This window comes from Chengkuizengella sp. SCS-71B, assembly GCF_040100845.1.
In the GTDB taxonomy this organism is placed as follows: Bacteria; Bacillota; Bacilli; order Paenibacillales; family KCTC-33759; genus Chengkuizengella.
Genome location: NZ_JAZHSH010000001.1, coordinates 923,984 through 946,750 on the forward strand (window position 1 = coordinate 923,984; position 22,767 = coordinate 946,750).

Below are 22,767 nucleotides of genomic sequence, written 5' to 3' on the forward strand. Positions count from 1 at the left end.
AATATTGTTAGTTTTTACAAGGAAGGGGGACATTTATGTTGAAAAAGATCGTGAGCAAAGTCAGTGCAATATCAAATGTAATTAATTTAAGACTTAAACTAATTATTTTATTTTTATTTATGTTTATTTCATTGTTAACTCTAGCTTTAATATTAAATACCTCTCTAAATACGATTAAGGAGACAATTAAAGATTCATATGAAAATAAAATTGGTTCCATGAATGAGTTGCAAAACTTAACAACTAAAATTTTAGAATTTAATCAATTGATTATGACGGCATCGAATACGGCAAGTTTAGCAAAGAATTATGAAAAGAAAATAACTGAAAAGATGAGTGAAATCGAAATCATTGTGTTACAACAAGAAGAATTGGCTAGTGGAGATAAACAAATGGCTATAGCTGAACTGTTAATTAAAGATTGGAACAGTTTTTTAAATTATAAGGATAATATACTTAATGCAATAATAGAAAATGATCAAGCAAAGTTCACTAAAGCTTATCAATCTTCTTTAAGAAGCTTAAATGGCATCGTTAACAATTCTTCAACATTGTATGATTTGAAGTACAATGAAGTCTTAAATTCTCAACAATCGATAGAAGATTCACAAAATACAGCGCTTAAAAATAATATGATTGTTATCGTTACAGCTATTATTATTTCCTTGTTATTAGGCTGGTGGATATATGGTAGTGTTGTAAAACGTCTTCATCGTTTAGTTTCTTACAATTATCAATTGTCTAATGGCGATTTAACAGCATCCAAATTAAATATCTCAAAAGATGAACTTGGATTGTTAGCTAAAAGTACGAATCAAATTGTAGATAATTTAAAAATGATGATCTCAGATGTAGGTCACTCTATTCAATTAGTGAATAATAATGTGAAAAATGTAAATCTTGCAATTTCTGAAAATTATAGTTCAACAGAAATCATTGCTAAAAATGTAGATGAAATTTCAAAAGGGATTTCAGAACAAGCCAGTTATTCAGAAAATTCATTAGTAAATATATCTGACTTAGATCAGTCTGTTACAGACATTATCGATATTGTAGAAAAGTTTAAAATATCATTAGAAAATACATATGGAAAGATTGATTCAGGTACAATGGATCTAAATGAAACGATGGGACAAATTAAATTGGTTGAAGACTCTAATTTAGATTTAATCTCATCATTTGAAAATTTAAATCAAGAGCTTGTGCAAATACGTAGATTTTCAGAAGAGATTGTTAAAATCTCTCGAAATACAAATATATTATCTTTGAATGCATCGATTGAAGCCTCAAGAGCAGGAGAGTTTGGAAAAGGGTTTGCTGTTATTGCAGACGAAATACGAGAACTATCATCTGAAACTACGAAAGTTGCAAATGGGGTAATGGAAGTAGTGGCTAAAAACGAAGAAAAGACGAAACAATTTCAAGAGTCACTGCATAACTCAAATAAAAGAACTTATGATGGAAGAACAACATTTAAATCAACATATGATAATTTTATGGAAATCAACGAAATGTTTAAGCAGATGAGTTATCAAATGAATGAAGTGCTTCAAAGAGTAAACGATATTAAGAAGCAAAGTGAAGAAGTAAACAATAACATGTCAGACATAACAGCCATTTCAGAAGAGACATCCGCTGGAATTCAGGAAATCGCTTCATCTACAAATCAACAGGTTGCTCAATATAAAGATATCGTGGATTCGATAGATGAACAGAGTGAGCTAGCAAATAAAATGAATCAAAATATCAAACGCTTTAAATTAGAAGATGACAATTAAACAAGAAACTGTTCTACGAAAAAATCACCTTTATGGTGTTTTTTTGTTTTAAAAAGGTCCACCATAGTTATTCGTTAGTGGACCCATGAAAGTGACGCTATAAACTGAAGAGCTAGAAGTAGTAGTGGTAATTACTCTGTACTTACTGGTGTACTATCATTAAAATACTCTTCTAGTGTAATGTTTTTATCCATTATTTCTTTGGCTATTTCTTTTCCTACATATCTTAAATGCCAAGGTTCATAAGCATATCCAGTAATATGCTCTTTGTCTTGAGGGTAACGAACAATAAAACCAAATTCAGCAGCATGATCAGCTAACCACTGTCCTTCTGTAGTAGATCCCAAACTTTCGTGTAATACATTATTCACACTAGGGCTAGAAACATCAATGGCAAGTCCAGTTTGATGTTCACTTGTTCCAGGATATGCACTATATCTTCGAGCTTGCTCTTCTCCTTGTTCCTGTACATTCCAATTAAATATAGATTTTTGGGTTTGATAAGAACGGTATCCGGAAACTCCATTTAACTGAATATTTTCTTGTTTTGCTTTATCAAATAATTGTTCTAGTGCTCTAGCAGCCTCTTCTCGCAGCCATTTTTTTTCACTTTCTCCTGCAAAGGAAAAAGGAATATTTGGCTTAACAAGGTCTGTAGGTGTATAGTCGTCTTGTAAGCTTCGCTGTTTATTTACTAATGCAGCAATACTATCTTGGTTCGTTATTTGTGGAATTTCACTTTCTCCAATTATAATTGTATCTTCCAATTTATATTTAACTGTAATCGTCATTTGGGTTGAAAAACCTTCATAAGTAGCCAAAATTTCAATTTTCGACCCTATTTTTGCATCATTGGATAGAGTAAGTAATCCGCTCTCATCAATGAAAGCAAGATTAGAAGGTTGGATTTCAAACATGATATCTTCAGAGATAACTTTAATCTCAATTTGATCAGCGAATAAAGAATAGAGAACTAGTGAATAGTTTGATTCAGGTGCCATAGTGATATATTCTTCACTGAAAAAGATATTTTGTATTTGATCAGATTTTATTTCATTCTCTGATAACTGAATCGGTTCAGCTTCTTCTTGTACAATCTCTTCTGGAGAGCTTGCATTAGAAGGGATTGGTGTATTTGCACACCCTGTCAATAATATAGAGCTGCTTATAATGGTAACTGCACTATATGTAAGAAAGCGAGATTTTAACATAAAATGTTCCTCCGATGTCTGGAATAAAATTGCAATGATAAAGAACAAAAAAAAGGCCCTTACATGAAGTAAGGTTAACTTACACTTTAAGAATTTATAATATATTAATGTGTATACCCCTCTGTCTTCACCTTAAAGACTCGCTAAATCAGTCAATTTTTTTTATTATACCATGAATAAAGATTGACACAAACTGAATCGTATTTTAATATTTAAATGCTCGACCCAAAAAAGACTTATTAATGGAGAGGATATGAAATGGATAGTTCAATTATTTTTTCAGGCATCGTACTTGGATTGTTATTTTGGTTCATATATCAGCAGCTACCAGTCAAAAGATTAAAAACGTTAAACACAACTGATTTTTCAGAGGTCCTAAATAAAAATAAATCAAATATTCTCATTGACGTTCGTGAACCACATGAATTAAAAACAGGATATATCAAGGATGCTGTGAATATTCCGCTTTCACAAATGAAAAAAAGATTAGATGAAATTCCTGAGGATAAAACCGTTATGTTATATTGTAGAAGCGGGTTTCGAAGTAAAAAAGCGGCTAGAATACTAAAGAAGAAAAAAGTAAATATGATTCATTTACGTGGCGGGATTATGTCTTGGCACGGTGAAATTAAACATACTAAATAAAAAATAAATTGAAAAAAAATACAATCTTTGATAAAATACTACCTAACGTTTGGTAGGTATAGAGAGTGAGAGATCTTATGACTAAAAATAAAATTTTACAAGAATCTTTAGGTTTATTTGCAAAAAAAGGGTATTTCGAGACTAGTATGGGAGATATAGCGAGTGCAGTAGGGATAAAAAAAGCTTCTTTATATTCTCATTATGCTGGAAAGGAGGATATATTTTCCGCTGTTTATAATAAAATATTAATTGATTATTCAGCATTCATAAAGGAATTAACAACATTCAACAAAGACATACAGTCTCAAGATAGGCTGAAATTTATTTTTAATCGTTATGTGAAAAACTGTAAAAATAATGTACAGATGGAGTTCTGGGATCGTTATTATTATTATCCACCTAAATATTTGAAGGATTACATACATGAAAAAACGGAAGAAACAGAAAAGGGCATGATGAAAGAAATTGAAAAGATCATTGAAGAAGGCATTAAAAAGGAAGAGTTTATTCAGAAAGATTCCTCAGATGTTGCACTTTCTTTTTATTATATGATGATTGGCTTTGCAATGAGTGTTAAGTTTTACAATGATAAAGATATTGAAAAGGACCTGGCTAGATGTTTTAATGTCTTTTTAGACGGAATAGAGAAAAAGTAATTTTTTATTATTAAAATGGAATAGCAATAACTAACTATTTGAAAGATGATGATTATTTCGACCTTTAGCTACCAAACGTTAGGTTGTTGATATATATTTTATTAAAAAACTTTAAAATGGAGGAATAAAATATGCAAACACAGAGAAAAACTGAATTAGGAAAAACAGGTATTCAAGTTAGTTTATTAGGTTTAGGGTGCTGGGCTATAGGAGGACCGTTTTTACTTGATGGAAAGCAAGATGGTTGGGGGGAAGTTAACGATGAAGAGTCTATATTAGCTATTCATGAAGCCATAGAACGTGATATTAACTACTTTGACACCTCTGATGTTTACGGTATAGGGCACAGTGAACGACTTCTTGGTAAAGCATTAAAAGAATATAGAGATAAAGTTGTTATTGCTACTAAATTTGGATTTACTTATGATGAGGAAAAACGTGAGATTACCGGACAAAATATATCACCAGAATATATTCGAAAAGCTTGTGAGAAATCATTAAAACGTTTGCAAACAGATTATATTGATGTATATCAAATTCACCTTTGGTCTTTACCTGAAGAGAAGGTGAATATCGTGATAGAAACTTTGAATCAACTTCAGGAGGAAGGTACTGTTCGTACATATGGTTGGAGTACCGGTGATTTGAAATGTGCTCAGTACTTTGCAGAAAATTCAAATGGATCTTCTATTTTACATCCAGTGAATGTGTTTGGATACAACAAAGAAATTGTTAAATTATGTGAAGAGCAGAATTTAACAAGTATTAATAGTACTCCATTAGCAATGGGATTCTTAAGTGGAAAATTCAATGAAAATACGAAGTTTACACCAGATGATGTAAGGGGGAGTGGCTTTGACTGGATTTCATATTTTAAGGAAGGAAAACCAGCACCAGAATTTTTGAAAAAATTGGAGTCTATTAAAGAAATTCTGAAAAGTGATGGAAGAACGTTAGTGCAAGGAGCATTAGCTTGGAATTGGGCAATTAGTGAGCAAAATATTCCTATACCAGGTTTTAAGACTGCAGCACAGGTAATTGACATTGCAAAAGCTATGGAGTTTGGACCACTAACTCAACAAGAAGTTGAATCTATAAATCTATTAATAAATAATTAGTTTTATAGTAGGAGGTATAGGAGCAAATGAATAGAATATACAAGCAGAGTTAAGACTGTTCAGTTATTCTTATGAGAAGGAAGGTAAGTATGAGCAAAAACATGTTAAAAACAAATGTGGTTACACAAATTGGAATCATCGTTAAAGACATTGAGAAGACTTCAAAAGTGTTTGCAGATTTTTTCGGTGTAGATCAACCCGAGGCGCTTTGGACAGATGGAGATAATAAAGCACAAACAGAATATAAAGGCAGCTCAACTAAAGCAAGAGCTAGATTAGCTTTTTTCGACATGGGATCCCTTCAATTGGAATTGATACAGCCTGATGAAAATCCAAGCACATGGCGGGAGTTTCTAGATGACAAAGGAGAGGGGGTACATCATATTGCTTTTGAGGTTAAAGGATTAACTGAAAAAATAAAAGTCATGGAAAGTCAAAATATGCCTCTTGTTCAAAAAGGTGAATTTGATGGTGGAAGATATGCTTATATGGATACTAGTCGTGATTTAAAGGTAATTCTTGAATTATTGGAAATTGATTAATACATAACAGTGATCATTAACATGCTCCTTTCAATCCATTCTCTAAATTGAGAATGGTTTTTTTTGTTAAATAAACTTAATATTGACTTCTGTGGTCAATAAATTTGCACGGAAGTCTAAGGATATTCATACAATCAATATTAATAAAAGCTTCATATGATATGATGAACGGCAAATAAAGATAGAATTCGTTCAATTACTAGACAGGAGGTGTATGAAAATTGGCTTTTTGCGTTCGTATTAAGGAACCTGTTAATGCAGTAGTTAATATACAAGAATTTATTCAAGTTTGTGCTTTTACAACTACCCCAACAGATAAGGACACTTATGTTTTAGTATCCTTGGGGGATCGTAACCAAGTTGATGATATAGATTTTGTATTTAGTGATGGGACTCAAATAGTATTTAATGAAGTGGGAGCCCATAGGTTTGATGGTGTTATTTTGAACACATGTGCTAATATTCTTGGTACTTTTAAGAAGCCAGGGGAATATTTATTTAATGTAGCTCTATTAGAGCAAGATTCTAACATTCCACTGGATGTCGAAGTTGCAGTTGTTAAAGTAGCTAGAACTTAATCATAACCTAATAAGAGGGACTGACAATATCAGTCCTTCTATTCATGGTTCTTTAAATTAATTATTGTTAAACGATGAAGAATGTTAGAAGAGATAATAGAATAGAAGTGATGAGCATCGCAATGAATGGATGTATAGCTTTTGAACGGAGTGCTTTTAGGTTTACATTTAAACCTAAACCTGCCATTGCCATCGTTAATAAAAAGGTTGTAAAGAACGATATTTTACTTAAGACCTCATCTGGAATTAAAATGACGCTACCCATCATATAACTTCCAACTAGACTCATTGCAATAAAGCCTACTAGGAACCATGGGAAATGAATTTTCGTGCCTTCTGATTCTCCCGATTGTTTTTTTCTTTTCCAGAAAATTAGAATAAAACATAAAGGAACAAGTAAAAATACACGTCCTAGCTTAGCCAGTAATGCAATGGCTAACACATCCTCGCCAGCAGGCGCAGTAGCTGTAGCAACATTTGCTAATTCATGTAAACTAATTCCCGCCCAAATCCCAAATTGATCTGGTGTGAGTTGTAAAACTGGGATAAATAACGCATAAATGATAGAAAATATTGTACCAACTAAAGCAATGATTCCTATACTGATTGCGGTATCTTCTTCTTTAGATTTTAAAATAGGAGAGACGGCGGCAATCGCTGCAGCACCACAAACCCCGGTTCCTACACCAACTAACAACGATAAGTTTAAATCAGCTTTTAACCATTTAGCAATGAGGATGGTCAATACGATTGAAAAAACAATGGATATAATTCCGAAACCAACTAAACCTAACCCTTGATTGAATATAATATCAATATTTAACTTTAATCCATATAGAATAATGGTAAGACGTAATAGTATCTTTGCTGAAAAAATCACCCCTGATTTTATTTTTTCAGGATAACCAAAGATTTGCCGATAAAATATGGAAATGATAATGGCAGATGCTAATGGACCAATGTAATTAAAACCTGGAATTTTAGTTATTTGAAAACTCAAAAGTGCAATGATGAAAGTAAACATGACTCCACTAATCCAGTATAAAAATGGTTTAACATTAAAATAGACTGATTTTTTTAAAACGTTTTCTATCATGAGAAAACCTCTCTTTTAAAATGTTCTATGTTAAATTCAGCATAAATCATCTCAATGAATAAGAAAAATAAATCATAATTATATTTATAATAATAATTTACTTATGGTACAATAGAAGGAACATAAAGAGAGGTCGTAGTTATCCATGGATCATCATTTACTTGTTTTTACTACAGTAGTAGAGAAAGAAAATTTTTCACGTGCAGCTGAAGAATTACATATGACTCAACCTGCTGTTAGTCAATACATTCAAGCACTTGAGCAGCAGGTGGGGACAAGATTGTTAGAGAGGAGCAATAAGTTTGTTCGATTAAATATGGCAGGTGAAATAGTATATCATCATGCGAAAGAAATACTAGGTCATTACACACGGATGCAATATTTAATAGATGATTTAATGAATAAGGCAAGCGGAGATTTATTTATTGGTGCAAGTTATTCTTTTGGTGAATATGTATTACCTCAAATGATTTCAAATATGATAGAGGATTATCCACTTATCAAACCTTCGATAACGATAAGAAATTCAAAAAGAATTGTAAATCTAGTTATCAAAAATGAATTAGAAATTGGGATCGTAGAAGGTGAATTCAATCATCAAAGTTTAAATATCGAACCATTTGCAGAAGACTTAATGTATGTAGCGGTGTCTGCAAATCATCCATTTGTAAGTCAAAAAAACATAACAAGAGAAGAGCTAGAATCTGAAACATGGATCATAAGAGAGGAAGGTTCTGGTACGAGAGAAGCAGCAGATAAAATGTTTAAAACCTTTCAACTAAATCCTCAAAATAAAATGGAGTTTGGAAGCACACAAATTATAAAGGAATCAGTAGAATCAGGAATTGGCATTTCCTTGCTTTCAAAATGGACAATCCAAAGGGAATTATCTTCCGGTACATTACATGTAATAGAGTATGAAGGTTTGCCAGTTACAAGGAAGTTTTCTATTGTGACTAAGACTGTCCCTTTTCAAACAAAAGCGATGGAAATATTTTTGAAAATATTACGTGAAAAATGTAAATAGGTTTGTTTAAATCATTTAATTTGTTGATATCGTTTAATTTGGAGGAAATAGAATGCTTGGATTACCAAAAGGAGAGGTTTTTTTAATTCCTTGGACAGATCAATGGGATCGGGAGTTTTTATCAGAAAAAGAGAGAATAGCAAAAGTAATTGGACAGCATATTTTAGCTGTCTACCATATTGGAAGTACTTCAGTGAAAAATTTAAGTGCTAAGCCCATTATAGATATTGCTATTGAAATTAAAAACTTTGAGGATGGAGAGAAGTGTATTACTCCACTAGAAACACTAGGTTATTCTTACAAGGGAACGAATATATTACCAGATAGATATTACTATAATAAAGGTGAGCCAAGAACACACCAAATTCATATGTACCAAAGTGGAAATAAATATTTGCTTGAACAGTTGTCGTTTAGAGATTTTTTAAGAAATAATGCTACAGCAAGAATTGAATACGAACAACTTAAACTGAAGTTAGTAAAAGCAAATTATAGTAATAAACATAAATATGCAGAGGAAAAAACTTATTTTGTTAAATCTACTCTTAAGAAAATACAAAAATAATCAAATTTTGTTACTTGATTAAAAATTAATTAATAGTAAAAAAGGGAACTTTAATTTAATGGAAAGTTCCCTTTTAATTTCTATTCACGCAATCATTCTTTCAACGGCTCGTAATTTGAATATGTCCTTTACGATCAATAGAGTTTTATTTTAACTGATTTAAATTTATTTTAGGAACTAATTCTTGTTCTGCGGCTCTGTTAAGTAAAGTATAAATCGCTTCATATCCTTTATCCCCTAGATTGTCACTGAATTCATTAACATATAGATTTATATGAGCTTTAGCAACTTCTTGAGACATTTCCTGAGCGTGTTCCATAACATAATCTTTTGAAGATTCTGGATGTTTCCAAGCATATTGCACAGAAGCACGAATCCAAGAAGTTATAGCCTCAAGATCCAGAGATTTATGTGCAATGATAGCTCCGAGTGGAATAGGTAGATCTGTGTCTGATTCCCACCAGTTTCCTAAATCGACCATCATTGATAAACCATAGGATGGATAAGTAAAACGTGCTTCATGAATCACTAAACCAGCATCTACTTTTCCATCGCGAACAGCTGGCATAATTTCATGAAAAGGCATGACGATAATTTCACCTACTCCACCATGTACGTGCCCGGCAGCCCATAGTCTAAATAATAAATACGCTGTTGACTTTTCACTCGGAACAGCTACGCGCTTACCAGATAAGGAAGTGGGATCCTTTGCATTTTCCTTTTTGTTGGTAAGAAGCAGAGGTCCGCAACCTCTTCCTAGTGCACCACCACATGGCAAAAGCGCATACTCTGAAAGAGCCCATGGTAGAGCTGCATAAGATATTTTTAATATATCAGGTTTATTATCATTGGAGAGAACAATTTTGTTGGTGATGTCAATATCCGCATAGGTAACATCAAGTTTAGGTGCATTAGGGATGAGACCGTGTACCCATGCATGGAATATAAATGTATCATTAGGACAAGGTGAAAAATAGATGTTCAATTGAACACCTCCTGTAGTATTGTACTTGTTTTAGTAAGACCTTCAAAAGCCTCTTTCATACGCCATGCTTCTCTATCCCTTGGTCCAACAGGGTTTGAAATTGCACGTATCTCTAATACGGGTATATTAAATTCATGCGCTGCAGTTGCAACTCCAAAACCTTCCATGGCTTCAACCGCTGCTCCTTTTATTCGACTTGAAAGTTTTAAAGCCGTTTCCGAAGTACCTGTAATGGTTGATAGTGTTAAAATGGGTCCAATATGAACAATCATTTTTGTTTTTTTCAGTGCTTCATATACTTTGTTCATGAGGTTAATATCCACTTTCAAATGAGTGGAGCCAAAACCAAGTTCATTTAACCCGCAAAAACCTTCAGCAGTTTCAACACCTAAATCAGCGGCAATAATTTCATTTGCAATCACGATCGAGCCAACTTTAGCTCGATCAGCAAACCCTCCACCTATTCCCATGCTGATGACAAGATTATATTTTGATGTACATAATGCTCTGGTTGTATTGGTTGCTGCTGCCGCAGGACCAACACCAGCGGCTATAACATGAATATTATTTGTACTATGAAGGCCTTTTAATATCGCCTCTTTTTCTGCTTCAACCGCAGTCACAATAAGTATTTGTTTATCTTTTGCAGTCATTGCTATCATCCTTATATTTAATTACTAATCTGGCATGTTTAAAAAATGCCTTTCGAATACCTTCTAATTATAAGCATACTTATTATTGGTTAGAAAATCTACCTGTCATGAGAAAAACTATCTAGACTTTGGAATAAAGCTCTTTAAAGCTTTATATATTTTATATTTTGTGTGGTTTGAATGAATTGAATATGATATGATTAACATAATTTGGTTATTGTGATAAAAAATTTCTAGTTGAGTTAAGGACCTTTTTCATATACTAGCTTCCAAAAATTGTTTTAATCTATATTAGAAAGAGGTGCATTTAATGAGTAAAAAAAGTCTTGTAATGATATTTAGTACCATAGTAGTGCTAGTATTCATATTGTTAATATCTATTCAAAGTTTATATATAAACGGAAATGAGCAACGACAAAAAGATCAAGAAGAGATAACAATAGATCTAAATATTCAAAAAGACAAAGAAAGCAAACAAACTATAAACACGGGCGATAATGATAATGTGGAAGTTCAAAGTAATGATCGCAAGACTCAACCTGCTTACTCTTATAGTGATGCTATTGTTGAATCAGTGTTTGTTGAGACAACTGTTGATAGTGACAATGATGGTCATTTTGATCGGATCCATGCCAATATAATTAGACCTAAGGAGACAGAGAATGACCTTAAGGTTCCAGTAATATATGAAATTACACCCTATTTGAAAGGGCTGAACCCACTAACTTTTCATGATGTGAACGTTGAATTAAATGCTGTAGATGGGAATGGGAATGCTAAAGGAAAACCTTTTATTAGTTCGGATTTCCCAGGTTCTTATGACGATTATTTCGTACCACACGGATATGCTGTAGTTATTGCTGAAAGTATTGGAACTGCCCTATCAGATGGTTGTCCTACTATAGGTGATGAAAATGAAGTGCTCGCTGCTAGTTCCGTGATTGACTGGTTGAATGGTCGTGCTAATGCTTTTTCTGAAGATGGACAGCCTGTATATGCTGATTGGTCAACAGGTAATGTTGGCATGATCGGGATGTCCTACAATGGCACATTAGATAATGGAGTTGCTGTTACAGGTATAGAAGGGTTAAAAACAATTGTGCCGATTGCAGCAATTAGCAGCTGGTACGATTACTATCGTGCTAACGGTGCTGTAGTAGCACCGGGGGGTTACCAAGGAGAGGACACTGATATTTTAGCTAATGCAATACTTACGAGAGAAAATTCTGAAGTATGCAATGAAGTTGTAAATGAATTGGAGCATACTCAAGATAGAGTGACGGGAGATTATAACGAATTTTGGGATCATCGAAATTATTTGAATGAAGTAAAGAATATAAATGCTAGCGTTTTTGTTGTTCATGGTTTAAATGATTGGAATGTTAAAACAAAACAATTTTCTCAATGGTGGGATGCTCTGGGTAAAAATGATATTTCACGTAAACTTTGGTTACATCAAGAAGGGCATAGGAATCCAAAAAGTATACGGGAAAATGAATGGTATGAAACATTACATAGATGGTTTGACTTCTGGCTTTATGATATAGACAATGGAATAATGGATGAACCCATGGTGAATATCCAACGTGAAGATTTATCTTGGGAGATTGAAGACAATTGGCCAGCTGAAGGGGCTGAATCTACAACGCTTTATTTAAATCACAATTCTAACATTCAAGTTGGAACGCTAAACCTTCAGTCTATCCCTAATAATCAAAAGAATTCAATTACATTAATAGATGATCCGATGGTACAAGCTGAGGTATTGGTGGCTAATCCTGAAGAAAGTAACCCTAATCGAATAGTATTCATGACAAATGAACTCATTGATTCTGTTAGAATTAGTGGTACACCAGAAGTAAGCATACGTGCAAGTTTAGATCATCCTGTATCAAATCTTACAGCGATATTAGTAGACTATAGCAAAACTTCGTCTAAGATAGTTACACGTGGATGGATGGATCCACAAAATATAAATGATGTGAATAAATCAAAACTTTTGAATCCAAATCAGAACTATACTTTTAATTGGGATATGCAGCCTGATGATTATGTATTTGAAGAAGGTCATCGTATTGGTATTGTTTTTATTGCAAGTGATTTTGAATACACATTACGACCTCCAGCAGGTAAGAAATTAACGTTATATCCAGAAAAGAGCAAAGTGATTTTACCTATTGTGGGGGGGAGTGATGCATTAAAATGGTAAGTGAGTAGGTTATAATATAAAAACTTACGATTGATTAGCAACCAATCGTGAGTCTTATAATGGGAATCAACTATTATATAATATAGTATATATCCATTTTATTTTGTAATTTTTTTCAAATGCATTTCACAAGATAGGAGCGGATGAACATGCCTATCGTTAAGATTTCAATGTTTATTGATGCACCTCAGAAAGTTTGCTTTGATCTTGCTCGAAGTATTGAAGTACATATGTTGTCTACTTCAAAAACTAGGGAGAAGGCAATAGCTGGTAAAACAAGTGGATTGATAGAATTACATGAGTCCGTTACTTGGGAAGCAGTGCATTTTGGTATACGTCAAAGATTAACAGCAAAAATTACTGAGTTTGATTCTCCAAATTTATTTGTGGATGAACAAGTAAGTGGTGCTTTTAAACGATTTAAACATATTCATGAGTTTATATCTTATCAAGGTGGAACACATATGATTGATACCTTTGAATATACTGCTCCTTTTGGTGTATTTGGAAAACTAGCTGATATTATTTTTCTAAAGAAATATATGTATAAATTCTTAACAACAAGGAATGAAACTTTGAAAATGATGGCGGAGGAAGTACAAAAGAGCAAATGTTAATTAAGAAAGATTGATGAAGTGGAATTATTTAGGGTACTAGTTTAATAGAGGAGCATTTAAACTAACTGAAATGACTTTACTTGGAGTGGCGGTCATGATAAACTATCAAAAAATGTGCGATACCTTATATTAAAATCTTAGTCCATGAATCAAATTTAAATAAATAAGGAGGAGTTAATTTTGAAAAAAAGCACTATATTTTTAATCTTGTTTATTCTATCTTTTATATTTTCTGCGACGGTATTAGCAGCAGAAGAATCAAAGATAGAAGTTTGGATTGACGGAAAGCAAATACAATTTGACCAAGGACCATTTATAAAAGATGGGACTGCATTTGTTCCTTTTAGGGCTTTGTTTAGTGAGTTGGGATTAAATGTGAAATGGGATCAAGATACAAAAATAGTCATTGGGGAAAATGACGGTTTAATCGTTGAATTGTCACTAAATAATAATCAATTTACTGTAAATGGAGAAACGATCGAATTGTTAGTCCCTCCGGAATTAGTTAATAATCATACTTATGTACCCTTAAGAGTTGTAGGAGAATCTACAGGGAAAAGTGTAAAATGGAATGTTGAAACGAAAGCAATATCTATTTTGAGCCATGAATCACAGGTAAATGAACAATCAGAATCAGTTGCAGACTCAAATTATATTGTTAAAGTGAATGGGGAAAGCATTGATAAGGACAAGCTAATTGACCTGATGGTTCAACAACTAGGGAAAGAAAAGACTGATGCTTTAGTTCAACAACTTATTAATCGAACTTTAGTAGCCCAAGAATTAGCAAAACAAGGGTTGAATGTGACAGATGAAGAGCTAGCAAATGGTGTAGCCAAAGAAATTGAACGCTTTAAAGCTTCAATTGGTTCTGATGAAGAAGTGGAAGCTTATTTACTCCAATACGGAATGACTATGGAAGACTATCAAAAAGTGGTAGAAGATATTATTCCATTCCAACTTCAGATTGAAAAATTATTTGAATCAAGAGTCAATGTAACAGATGAAGAAATTGCAACTTATTATGAAGAAAATTTATTTTTTTATACAGAAGAAGAGCAGGTAAAAGCCTCTCATATCTTAGTAGAAACGAAAGAAGAAGCAGAGGCTATCATGCAACAAATTAATGATGGTGCAGATTTTGCAGAGCTGGCTAAAGAACATTCAATAGACCCAGGAAGTGGTGCGAATGGAGGAGATTTAGGTTTCTTTGGACGAGGTATGATGGTACCTGTATTTGAGGAAGCCGCTTTTAATTTATCCGTTGGTGAAGTTAGTCAAATCGTACAAAGTAATTTTGGATTCCATATTATTAAAGCAACAGATAAAAAAGAGGCAAAAACACCTACTCTTGAGGAAAAACAAGAAGAAATCAAAGAAGAGTTATTAAAAGTTAAAAGCAGAGAACAATACCAATTGTGGATAGAAGATGCTAAAAATCAATCAGTAATTGAAGTTTTATTTTAACTAAACAGAAGTATAAAAAGATTAGGAGCACCGTCCACCTTTGAGCAGAAGGTGAACGGTGCTTTATCTATTCCCAGCAGACTTCAACCGCAAATCATTTATTCATTTTTTATATATATAAAAACATGTTATCTACAGAAATTAATCCAATGTTTGAGAATTTGATTTGGACTCGTTTGTTCTGGAGTGTTGTTGTATATAATTTATAATTAGGTGGAGATAATATGAAAAGGTTATTCTTATATACCATAGCATTTTGTATAGTAATAATCTCAGGTTGTTCATATGAACAAACATTTGAAGAATATTTTCATGCAAAAATGGAGGGCATGCATGAGGGTGAAGAGGACTACTCGTATAAATTAGTTTTTAAACAAATGAATGTGATTCATCAAGATGATGCAATTGCTATTTTTAGAGAACATAAATCTCAAGAAGATAAAATATTCATAGCTTATTTTGAAAAAGAAAATGAAAAGTGGGGGTGGAAACATACGAGAGGATCAGAATGGAATATGCGTGTAAAGTGGTCATCCATGCTTAATATGCCTTATATTTATTCAGGTACTATTTCAGATGACACGATATCTGAAGTATATGCGGGAAAATATAAAGCCAAAATTATTAATGTGGAAAATGAAAAAAGGTTTTGGTTTGCAATTAGCCATGAAAAGGATGTAAGGGTCAGATATATTTATGATAATGATACAGAAGTATTCATTGAAGAGGTAGAATAGCAGGAGATGCTTCTAGGGAGCACCTCAGTCAAAAAACAATGGCTTACTTCTATCTATTGTGTTTTCGCCCTTTGGGGGGAGAGCCTTCAATTTTTATTGCCTAATCTTTGAAATTTCCCCAATATGGGAATTAGAAGTTTGAAAGAAATTGAAAGTGAAAAAAATTAAATATAAAGATGCCCCATAAGGAGCATCTCATCACAAAAACCTTCTCTGCATCTTTCCATCCTTATATGAAAACACAACAGATTTTTCTTCAATTTTAGTTTCCAAATGAACATTTTTCCCCCATAATTGTTCTAAATAAGGGAGAGTCCGTTCAGTATATTTTAAGTCTAGTTCAAGTCCTTCATATTCATGTTTGAGGTATAATTCTCCGTTATTTTTGAAATTGCCATTCTCTACGACAAGATATGGGAAACCGCCATTTGTTCTAGATGAAACAAGTTGATCTCTAATGTTTTCCCACGTTTTATCAGTAATCTTTCATTCCCGGCCTTGTTTTTCAAAAATATAAAGGTCTAAATCTTCAACAAGTTCTTTAGTTAAATAGTTTCTTATAAATGAAGTATCTAAATCGATTTCCCGCACCTCAAATATCTTATCTCTATCCCAACGTTTTTCAATGTCCTCAAAAATCTTTATTCCTAGATAATAAGGATTTAACGTTTGCTGTGATGGCTGGACTACAGAGGAATTCAGTTTTGCAAACTCAACTGTTTCCTCAGAGGTCAGATCCATTTCTCTTAGGATGCGTACTTGCCAGTATGACGCCCAAACGTGTTTCTTCTAAGGATTTTGAATATATGATGTTTCAATTTATGGTTAATTTGAATATTGAATACTTCTAGGGGTAAAATGGTATTATTATGATTCTCAGTATAGAGGAGTTTATTTTTATTAGATGGATGTGTTAGGTTTACATAAAAAAATAAAAAAATTATTACTAGAAATAGAACAACTACAAATCGAAAACATCTCTCTAAGAAATGAAAATGCTCGACTTAAAGAAATATGTAAAACAAACAAAGATATGTTAAAAATAAATCATTCTAATTTACAACAGCATAAAAAAATAGATAAATTACAAGAAAACATAGATAAAGTTCATCAATATTCAAATGCAGATCTAAAAATTTCTTTATTTAGAAACTTGTTTTGCACTAGAGAAGATATATACGCTGTTCGATGGGAGAGTAAAACAGGTAAAATGGGTTATTCACCTTCATGTTCAAATGAATGTTCCAGTGTCAATAGAAAAATCACGTTCCGGTCATGGTGCCCATCTATGGATCTTCTTTGAAGAAGCAATTTCAGCATCTTTAGCAAGGAAATTAGGTTGCTTAATTTTATCCAAAACAATGAATAGTAGACATCAGATTGGGCTAGATTCATATGATAGATTATTTCCAAATCAAGACACTCTTCCAAAAGGAGGTTTTGGTAACTTAATAGCATTACCTCTGCAAGGTCTTCCAAGGAAGAAAGGCAATAGTATATTTGTAGATATGTATTTTCAACCATATAAAGATCAGTGGGAATTTCTGTTCTCAATAAAAAAATTGAAGTTAGATGAAGTAGAAGTTATTTTACAAAAGTCTTCAAATGTTTCTTCATTACTGGACGCTAAGAGCTTCTCAGATATTAATGAACTTTTCGGAAATGAACACTTTAATAAATCAGCTAAATCTAATATTCATGAAACTTTACCAGAAGTAGTGAAGGTAACAATGTCTAATATGGTTTATATAGAAAAAAAACTAATCCCAGCCCTTTTGATGGGTAAAATAACAAAATTAGCTACATTTCCAAATTCAGAGTTTTATAAAGCACAAGCAATGAGGCTATCTACACATGGGAAACCTAGAGTGATTTCGTGCTCTGAGGAATTTGAAAATGAAATTGCATTACCAAGAGGATGTTTTCAGAATGTGAAAGAGTTATTTGAACAACATGAAATAAAAATAGATCTTAGTGATGAGCGAACCGAAGGGGTTAAAATTGATGTTCAGTTTACTGGTAAATTAACAATGCTACAAGATGCGGCTACCCGTGCTATTTTATCTAATGATATTGGCATTCTTTCAGCAGCAACAGCATTTGGCAAAACAGTAGTTGGTGCAAATATAATAGCACAAAGAAAAGTAAATACTTTAGTATTGGTTCATCGAAAAGAACTTATGATTCAATGGAAGGAAAGGTTAAATGCATTTTTAGATTTTGAGACTATAGGTGTGATAGGAGGAGGTGGAAAAATAAAAAGAACTAATTTAATTGATATTGCAACTATTCAAAGTATGAACCAAAAAAGGATTATTAAAGATTTTATCAATGACTATGGTCAAATCATTGTTGATGAATGTCATCATATTTCCGCTTTCCGTTTTGAGCAGGTTTTAAAGAAAGCAAATTCAAAATATATCGTAGGTTTAACTGCTACACCTACACGGAAAGACGGACATCACCCAATCGTTATGATGCAATGTGGACCAATACGTTTGAAAATAGATGCAAAGTCTCAAGCAGCAGAGCGAGCTTTCCAACTTAAAGTAATCCCTCGCTACACTGAATTTAAATTATCTACTAATTCTACAGATTCATCAATACAGGACATTTATAAATGGTTGATTTACGATGAATCGAGAAATAATCTTATATTTGATGATATATTAAACTGTCTTGAACAAGGAAGGTCTCCAATTTTATTAGTTGAAAGAATGGCTCATTTAGAATATTTTCAAAAAAGACTTGATAAATTTGCAAAAAATATAGTCGTCTTACGTGGAGGTATGAGTAAAAGGCAGAGGGAAGCAATTAAAAAACAACTGGAGTCAATCCCAGATTCAGAAGAACGGGTATTGATTGCTACAGGAAAGTTAATCGGAGAAGGCTTTGATGATTCTCGTTTAGATACATTGTTCCTAGTTCATCCAATATCTTGGAGAGGTACTTTACAACAATATGCAGGTAGGCTACACCGTAATCATAATGGAAAAAATGAAGTGCTAATCTATGATTATGTTGACCACCAAGTACCTGTGTTGGCAAACATGTATAAAAAACGAATAAAAGGATATCGTTCTATGGGTTATCAAGGTATGGAGAGTACAACTTGATGATTGGAACTATCGTATGGGTAAATCACTTGAGCTATGGAGAGGAAAATATTATGAATAAAAAAGATAAGAAAGAAGCAGAATGGGCAGATGCTAAGAACATATGTCGTTTGAGCAATGTTGAGATCAAAATGGCGAAGGAACTTGGAATGACTCCAAAAAGTTTGACTAAAAATATACCAACAAAATCACAGAAGTGGAAGCAACCAGTAAAGGACTGGATTCGAGATCTGCATGAGACAAAGTTTGGAGAGACAGAATTTAAATCTCAGTCGCACATACCTCCCATTAATAGAAACGTAAAAGAACGTTCTAAAGATCGATCTGAAGATGAAAAAATACCAAAGATATTAGATGATCAGTTGCCATTTTGAACTTATTTATGAACAACTTTTGTGTGGTATAATGATGTAAAGGCAGGTGATTATAGTGGATTACATTACAAAAGATACCTTAGATAAATACATTAAGGGTAAATCAGTGATTGAATTTAATATTTTTGTGGAGTTATTTGAAAAAGAATTTGGGATAGTGCTTCCATTTAAAGACAAAGTTGATTTTGAACAATTGACAGAAGGACAGCGGACGAAAATGACAAAGGCGATTTTTACAAATGATGATGTATTGGAACAACTTCGTAAAGCTTCAGTTCATCATGATTATATAGAAGATGACAACGAAGCATTAAATATAATAAATGAGGCTCGACATGGGAAATAAGTATAAAGTAATTTGGGAGAGAACAGCTCTACGACGACTTGGTCAACTTTATAATATTGATCATGAAAAAGTGTACAAGAATACGAAATCATTACTATCACATAACCCATATGGTCAATCTTACGGTTCTGCGGATTTTCCTGGATTTAAATTTAATGGTTATCACTGGACATGTATTAATAATGCTCTTGTTGTATATCGTATTTCTGATCATGAAGAATCTGTATTTGTTGATGCTTGTTATCATGCTAATACAGGCTGGGCGCTTAAGGTGTTTTTCGGAGAACATGATCCATTAGATTAAACATTTAATGTTTAAATAAAACAGTAAAGAGATGCCTAGAAGAGGCACCTCCAATTTAAATTTATCTATAATCATAAAAACCTTCTCTGCATCTTCTGATCCTTAAAAGAAAACACAACAGGTTTATCTTCAATTTTAGTTTCCAAATGAACATTTTTCCCCCATAATTGTTCTAAATAAGGGAGAGTCCGTTCAGTATATTTTAAGTCTAGTTCAAGTCCTTCATATTCATGTTTGAGGTATAATTCTCCGTTATTTTTGAAATTGCCATTCTCTACGACAAGATATGGGAAACCGCCATTTGTTCTAGATGAAACAAGTTGATCTCTAATGTTTTCCCACGTTTTATCAGTAACCTTCCATTCCCGGCCTTGTTTTTCAAAAATATAAAGGTCTAAATCTTCAACAAGTTCTTTAGTTAAATAGTTTCTTATAAATGAAGTATCTGAATCGATTTCCCGCACCTCAAATATCTTATCTCTATCCCAACGTTTTTCAATGTCCTCAAAAATCTTTATTCCTAGATAATAAGGATTTAACGTTTGCTGTGATGGCTGGACTACAGAGGAATTCAGTTTTGCAAACTCAACTGTTTCCTCAGAGGTCAGATCCATTTCTCTTAGGATGCGTACGTGCCAGTATGACGCCCAACCCTCATTCATGATTTTCGTCTGAATCTGAGGCCAAAAGTATAACATCTCTTCTCTTAACATAGATAGAATGTCACGCTGCCAATCCTCTAAAATAGGAGAATGCTCTTCAATAAACCACATAATATCTTTTTCAGGTTTTTTGGGGAACTTTAAAACTGGTTTATCAGATTCATCCTTTTTTTCAGCTTGTTCTGATTGATTTTCTAAATCCCATAGGTCTTCAAATCCGGTTTTTCCTTCTGCACTTTCTTCGTTTTTCATTTTTTTCTTATTTTGATCTGTATTATATTTTCTATAAAGACTAGGATCAACATGTTCCTGTATGGCAAGAACTGCATCAATAAACTTTTCTACATTTTCAGTACCATGTTCATATTCATATTGATGTATTCTTTCTGCTGTGGAAGACATGCTATTGATCATATCTCGATTCGTATTTGAAAAATGTGCGTTATTTTTGAAAAAGTCACAATGAGCGAGTACATGTGCAACAATTAATTTGTTTTGGATTAAGGAATTTCCATCTAGTAAAAAAGCGTAACAAGGGTTTGAATTAATGACAAGCTCATAGATTTTGCTTAGCCCTAAATCATATTGCATCTTCATTTTATGAAAAGTTTTTCCAAAACTCCAATGAGAGAATCGAGTTGGCATTCCATAGGCCCCGAAGGTGTAAATAATATCAGAAGGGCAAATTTCATAACGCATTGGGTAAAAATCAAGCTGAAACTCTTTGGCGATTTCAACTATATTCTCAATTGCTTTTTCAAGTTGTTTCATTTCTTCAACATTCAATATTTTCACCCCACTTCAGGTTTAGAAAAGAAGCTTTTTAGTGCTTTGAAAACTTCTCCTTTTTCACGAATAATACAATGGCGAAAAGTAGGATGGTGTATATTCCGATATGCTGACATCAATGTGGAACTTCGATTGTATTGATTTACTTCACCATAACCAAACATGTTGCTTTTTTCCAACAATTTACTTATTAATTTCGTACATCTTTCATTATCTGAAGTTAAATTATCTCCATCGGAAAAATGAATAGGGTATATATTGTAATTTTTAGGTGAATACCTGGTTTCAATGATTTCTAGTGCTTTTTTATAAGCTGAAGAACATATCGTACCTCCACTTTCCCCTTTTGTAAAAAATTCCTCTTCTGTAACTTCCTTAGCTTCAGTGTGATGTGCTATAAAGATGATTTCAACATTTTCATATTTTTTTCTTAAAAACCGAGTCATCCAAAAGAAAAAGCTGCGTGCAATATATTTTTCAAAACTTCCCATAGATCCTGATGTATCCATGATCGCCATGATTAAAGCGTTAGACTGCGGTTTTGTAATTTCATCCCATGTTTTAAAACGAAGATCATCGGGGGAAATACCGTGAATACCAGGCTGACCTGTAGATGCATTTCGTTTTAAATTTTGTAAAATGGTTCTCTTTTTATCTATATTCGACATAATGCCTTTTTTACGTATGTCATTAAACTCAATATCTGTGACTTTTAATAAGTCTTTTTCTTTTTGCTTTAAATAAGGTAATTCAAGTTGACTAAAGAGCATCGTTTCAAGTTCTTCCATATCAATCTCAACCTCGAAATAATCCTCTCCTGGCTGATTGCCAGCACCTTCCCCTTTACCAGCACTGGATGGAGCTGGCTCCTGACCTAAGACATCTCCTACTTTGCTTTCCCCATCCCCTTGACCAACATGTTTATTTTTATTGTAATTAAAACGGAATTTATACTCATCTAAACTTTTGATAGGCACTTTAATAATTTTTTTGCCATTAGATAAAATGATGCTTTCATCTGTAATGAGATCAGGCAGGTTTTGTTTTATTGCTTCCCTTACTTTTTCCTGGTGTCTGGTTTGATCTTGATACCCTTTTCGGTGTAATGACCAATCTTCTCTGGAAACGATAAACGATGAACTCAACGTCTCGACCCCTCCTTCCTGTTTATATCAATATATTCAACATACAGGGTGTTATGTGAACAAGAATATAAAAAAACATCAAAGATGGTCTTTTGGCTGATAGGTCTCGAAAATTGTACACTTATCTCATTTGAAAATCCATTGACC

At 32.9% G+C, this 22,767-nt stretch carries 23 protein-coding genes and 1 pseudogene; 17 read left to right on the top strand and 7 right to left on the bottom strand.

Annotation, left to right across the window (positions count from 1 at the left end; translation table 11 throughout):
- Window positions 1-38 precede the first annotated feature (38 nt).
- A complete protein-coding gene (locus VQL36_RS04485; protein ID WP_349248162.1) occupies window positions 39-1,778 on the top strand; it encodes a methyl-accepting chemotaxis protein in 1,740 nt (579 codons plus the stop codon).
- 131 nt (window positions 1,779-1,909) lie between these two features.
- Here the strand turns inward: VQL36_RS04485 and VQL36_RS04490 are convergent, their stop codons facing one another.
- The gene (locus VQL36_RS04490) at window positions 1,910-2,989 is read right to left on the bottom strand and encodes a M15 family metallopeptidase (RefSeq protein WP_349248163.1); all 1,080 of its coding nucleotides are present in this window, start codon (window positions 2,987-2,989) and stop codon (window positions 1,910-1,912) included.
- 258 nt (window positions 2,990-3,247) lie between these two features.
- Here VQL36_RS04490 and VQL36_RS04495 point away from each other — a divergent pair, with 258 nt between their 5' ends.
- From VQL36_RS04495 to VQL36_RS04515, 5 genes are all read left to right on the top strand, one after another.
- Window positions 3,248-3,634, top strand: coding sequence for a rhodanese-like domain-containing protein (locus VQL36_RS04495; protein WP_349248164.1), 387 nt, complete (start codon window positions 3,248-3,250; stop codon window positions 3,632-3,634).
- 77 nt (window positions 3,635-3,711) lie between these two features.
- Window positions 3,712-4,290, top strand: coding sequence for a TetR/AcrR family transcriptional regulator (locus VQL36_RS04500; protein ID WP_349248165.1), 579 nt, complete (start codon window positions 3,712-3,714; stop codon window positions 4,288-4,290).
- Window positions 4,291-4,421: 131 nt separating this feature from the next.
- A complete protein-coding gene (locus tag VQL36_RS04505) occupies window positions 4,422-5,408 on the top strand; it encodes an aldo/keto reductase (RefSeq protein WP_349248166.1) in 987 nt (328 codons plus the stop codon).
- 89 nt (window positions 5,409-5,497) lie between these two features.
- A complete protein-coding gene (locus tag VQL36_RS04510) occupies window positions 5,498-5,950 on the top strand; it encodes a VOC family protein (protein WP_349248167.1) in 453 nt (150 codons plus the stop codon).
- A gap of 221 nt (window positions 5,951-6,171) precedes the next feature.
- Window positions 6,172-6,528 carry a hypothetical protein gene (locus VQL36_RS04515; protein ID WP_349248168.1) on the top strand — a complete coding sequence of 119 codons (357 nt, stop codon included), beginning with the start codon at window positions 6,172-6,174 and terminating at the stop codon, window positions 6,526-6,528.
- A gap of 67 nt (window positions 6,529-6,595) precedes the next feature.
- On the opposite strand, the gene VQL36_RS04520 is transcribed toward VQL36_RS04515, so the two are convergent.
- A complete protein-coding gene (locus VQL36_RS04520) occupies window positions 6,596-7,624 on the bottom strand; it encodes a YeiH family protein (RefSeq protein WP_349248169.1) in 1,029 nt (342 codons plus the stop codon).
- 145 nt (window positions 7,625-7,769) lie between these two features.
- Here VQL36_RS04520 and VQL36_RS04525 point away from each other — a divergent pair, with 145 nt between their 5' ends.
- Window positions 7,770-8,651, top strand: a complete 882-nt coding sequence (locus VQL36_RS04525; RefSeq protein ID WP_349248170.1) for a LysR family transcriptional regulator — start codon at window positions 7,770-7,772, stop codon at window positions 8,649-8,651.
- A gap of 52 nt (window positions 8,652-8,703) precedes the next feature.
- A complete protein-coding gene (locus tag VQL36_RS04530; protein WP_349248171.1) occupies window positions 8,704-9,216 on the top strand; it encodes a GrpB family protein in 513 nt (170 codons plus the stop codon).
- Window positions 9,217-9,361: 145 nt separating this feature from the next.
- Here VQL36_RS04530 and VQL36_RS04535 read toward each other — a convergent pair whose 3' ends face one another.
- Together VQL36_RS04535 and VQL36_RS04540 are read right to left on the bottom strand one after the other, a co-directional pair.
- A complete protein-coding gene (locus VQL36_RS04535; RefSeq protein WP_349248172.1) occupies window positions 9,362-10,201 on the bottom strand; it encodes a 1,4-dihydroxy-6-naphthoate synthase in 840 nt (279 codons plus the stop codon).
- Window positions 10,198-10,854: a futalosine hydrolase gene (locus tag VQL36_RS04540; protein WP_349248173.1), complete on the bottom strand. Its 657-nt coding sequence runs from the start codon at window positions 10,852-10,854 to the stop codon at window positions 10,198-10,200. Before VQL36_RS04540 ends, VQL36_RS04535 begins: the two co-directional genes overlap by 4 nt.
- Window positions 10,855-11,164: 310 nt before the next feature.
- On the opposite strand from VQL36_RS04540, the gene VQL36_RS04545 reads away from it, so the two are divergent.
- The 4 genes from VQL36_RS04545 (at window position 11,165) to VQL36_RS04560 (ending at window position 15,884) form a co-directional block, all read left to right on the top strand.
- Window positions 11,165-13,063 (top strand): Xaa-Pro dipeptidyl-peptidase, encoded by a 1,899-nt coding sequence (locus tag VQL36_RS04545; protein WP_349248174.1) that lies wholly within the window; start codon window positions 11,165-11,167, stop codon window positions 13,061-13,063.
- A gap of 149 nt (window positions 13,064-13,212) precedes the next feature.
- Window positions 13,213-13,680, top strand: coding sequence for an SRPBCC family protein (locus VQL36_RS04550; protein WP_349248175.1), 468 nt, complete (start codon window positions 13,213-13,215; stop codon window positions 13,678-13,680).
- Window positions 13,681-13,860: 180 nt separating this feature from the next.
- On the top strand, window positions 13,861-15,147 hold the full coding sequence (locus VQL36_RS04555; protein ID WP_349248176.1) for a stalk domain-containing protein: 1,287 nt from the start codon (window positions 13,861-13,863) through the stop codon (window positions 15,145-15,147).
- Between the two features lie 224 nt (window positions 15,148-15,371).
- The gene (locus VQL36_RS04560) at window positions 15,372-15,884 is read left to right on the top strand and encodes a hypothetical protein (RefSeq protein WP_349248177.1); all 513 of its coding nucleotides are present in this window, start codon (window positions 15,372-15,374) and stop codon (window positions 15,882-15,884) included.
- Between the two features lie 198 nt (window positions 15,885-16,082).
- On the opposite strand, the pseudogene VQL36_RS04565 reads toward VQL36_RS04560, so the two are convergent.
- A pseudogene (locus VQL36_RS04565) lies at window positions 16,083-16,661 on the bottom strand (SpoVR family protein); the annotation flags it as partial.
- Between the two features lie 127 nt (window positions 16,662-16,788).
- Here VQL36_RS04565 and VQL36_RS04570 point away from each other — a divergent pair.
- Genes VQL36_RS04570 through VQL36_RS04590 form a run of 5 tightly spaced genes read left to right on the top strand, consistent with a single transcriptional unit; the run spans window position 16,789 to window position 20,024 of the window.
- Window positions 16,789-17,187: a TOTE conflict system archaeo-eukaryotic primase domain-containing protein gene (locus VQL36_RS04570; protein ID WP_349248178.1), complete on the top strand. Its 399-nt coding sequence runs from the start codon at window positions 16,789-16,791 to the stop codon at window positions 17,185-17,187.
- Window positions 17,120-19,000, top strand: a complete 1,881-nt coding sequence (locus tag VQL36_RS04575; protein ID WP_349248179.1) for a TOTE conflict system archaeo-eukaryotic primase domain-containing protein — start codon at window positions 17,120-17,122, stop codon at window positions 18,998-19,000. Before VQL36_RS04570 ends, VQL36_RS04575 begins: the two co-directional genes overlap by 68 nt.
- 53 nt (window positions 19,001-19,053) lie before the next feature.
- Complete coding sequence (locus VQL36_RS04580) at window positions 19,054-19,374, top strand: hypothetical protein (RefSeq protein WP_349248180.1); 321 nt, start codon at window positions 19,054-19,056, stop codon at window positions 19,372-19,374.
- A gap of 55 nt (window positions 19,375-19,429) precedes the next feature.
- Window positions 19,430-19,720, top strand: a complete 291-nt coding sequence (locus VQL36_RS04585; protein WP_349248181.1) for a hypothetical protein — start codon at window positions 19,430-19,432, stop codon at window positions 19,718-19,720.
- Window positions 19,710-20,024: a hypothetical protein gene (locus VQL36_RS04590; protein ID WP_349248182.1), complete on the top strand. Its 315-nt coding sequence runs from the start codon at window positions 19,710-19,712 to the stop codon at window positions 20,022-20,024. The genes VQL36_RS04585 and VQL36_RS04590 overlap by 11 nt, the downstream gene beginning before the upstream one ends.
- Before the next feature lie 71 nt (window positions 20,025-20,095).
- Here VQL36_RS04590 and VQL36_RS04595 read toward each other — a convergent pair whose 3' ends face one another.
- Together VQL36_RS04595 and yhbH are read right to left on the bottom strand one after the other, a co-directional pair.
- Window positions 20,096-21,457: a SpoVR family protein gene (locus tag VQL36_RS04595; protein WP_413789556.1), complete on the bottom strand. Its 1,362-nt coding sequence runs from the start codon at window positions 21,455-21,457 to the stop codon at window positions 20,096-20,098.
- 20 nt (window positions 21,458-21,477) lie between these two features.
- The gene (gene yhbH, locus VQL36_RS04600; RefSeq protein WP_349248184.1) at window positions 21,478-22,620 is read right to left on the bottom strand and encodes a sporulation protein YhbH; all 1,143 of its coding nucleotides are present in this window, start codon (window positions 22,618-22,620) and stop codon (window positions 21,478-21,480) included.
- Between the last annotated feature and the right edge of the window lie 147 nt (window positions 22,621-22,767).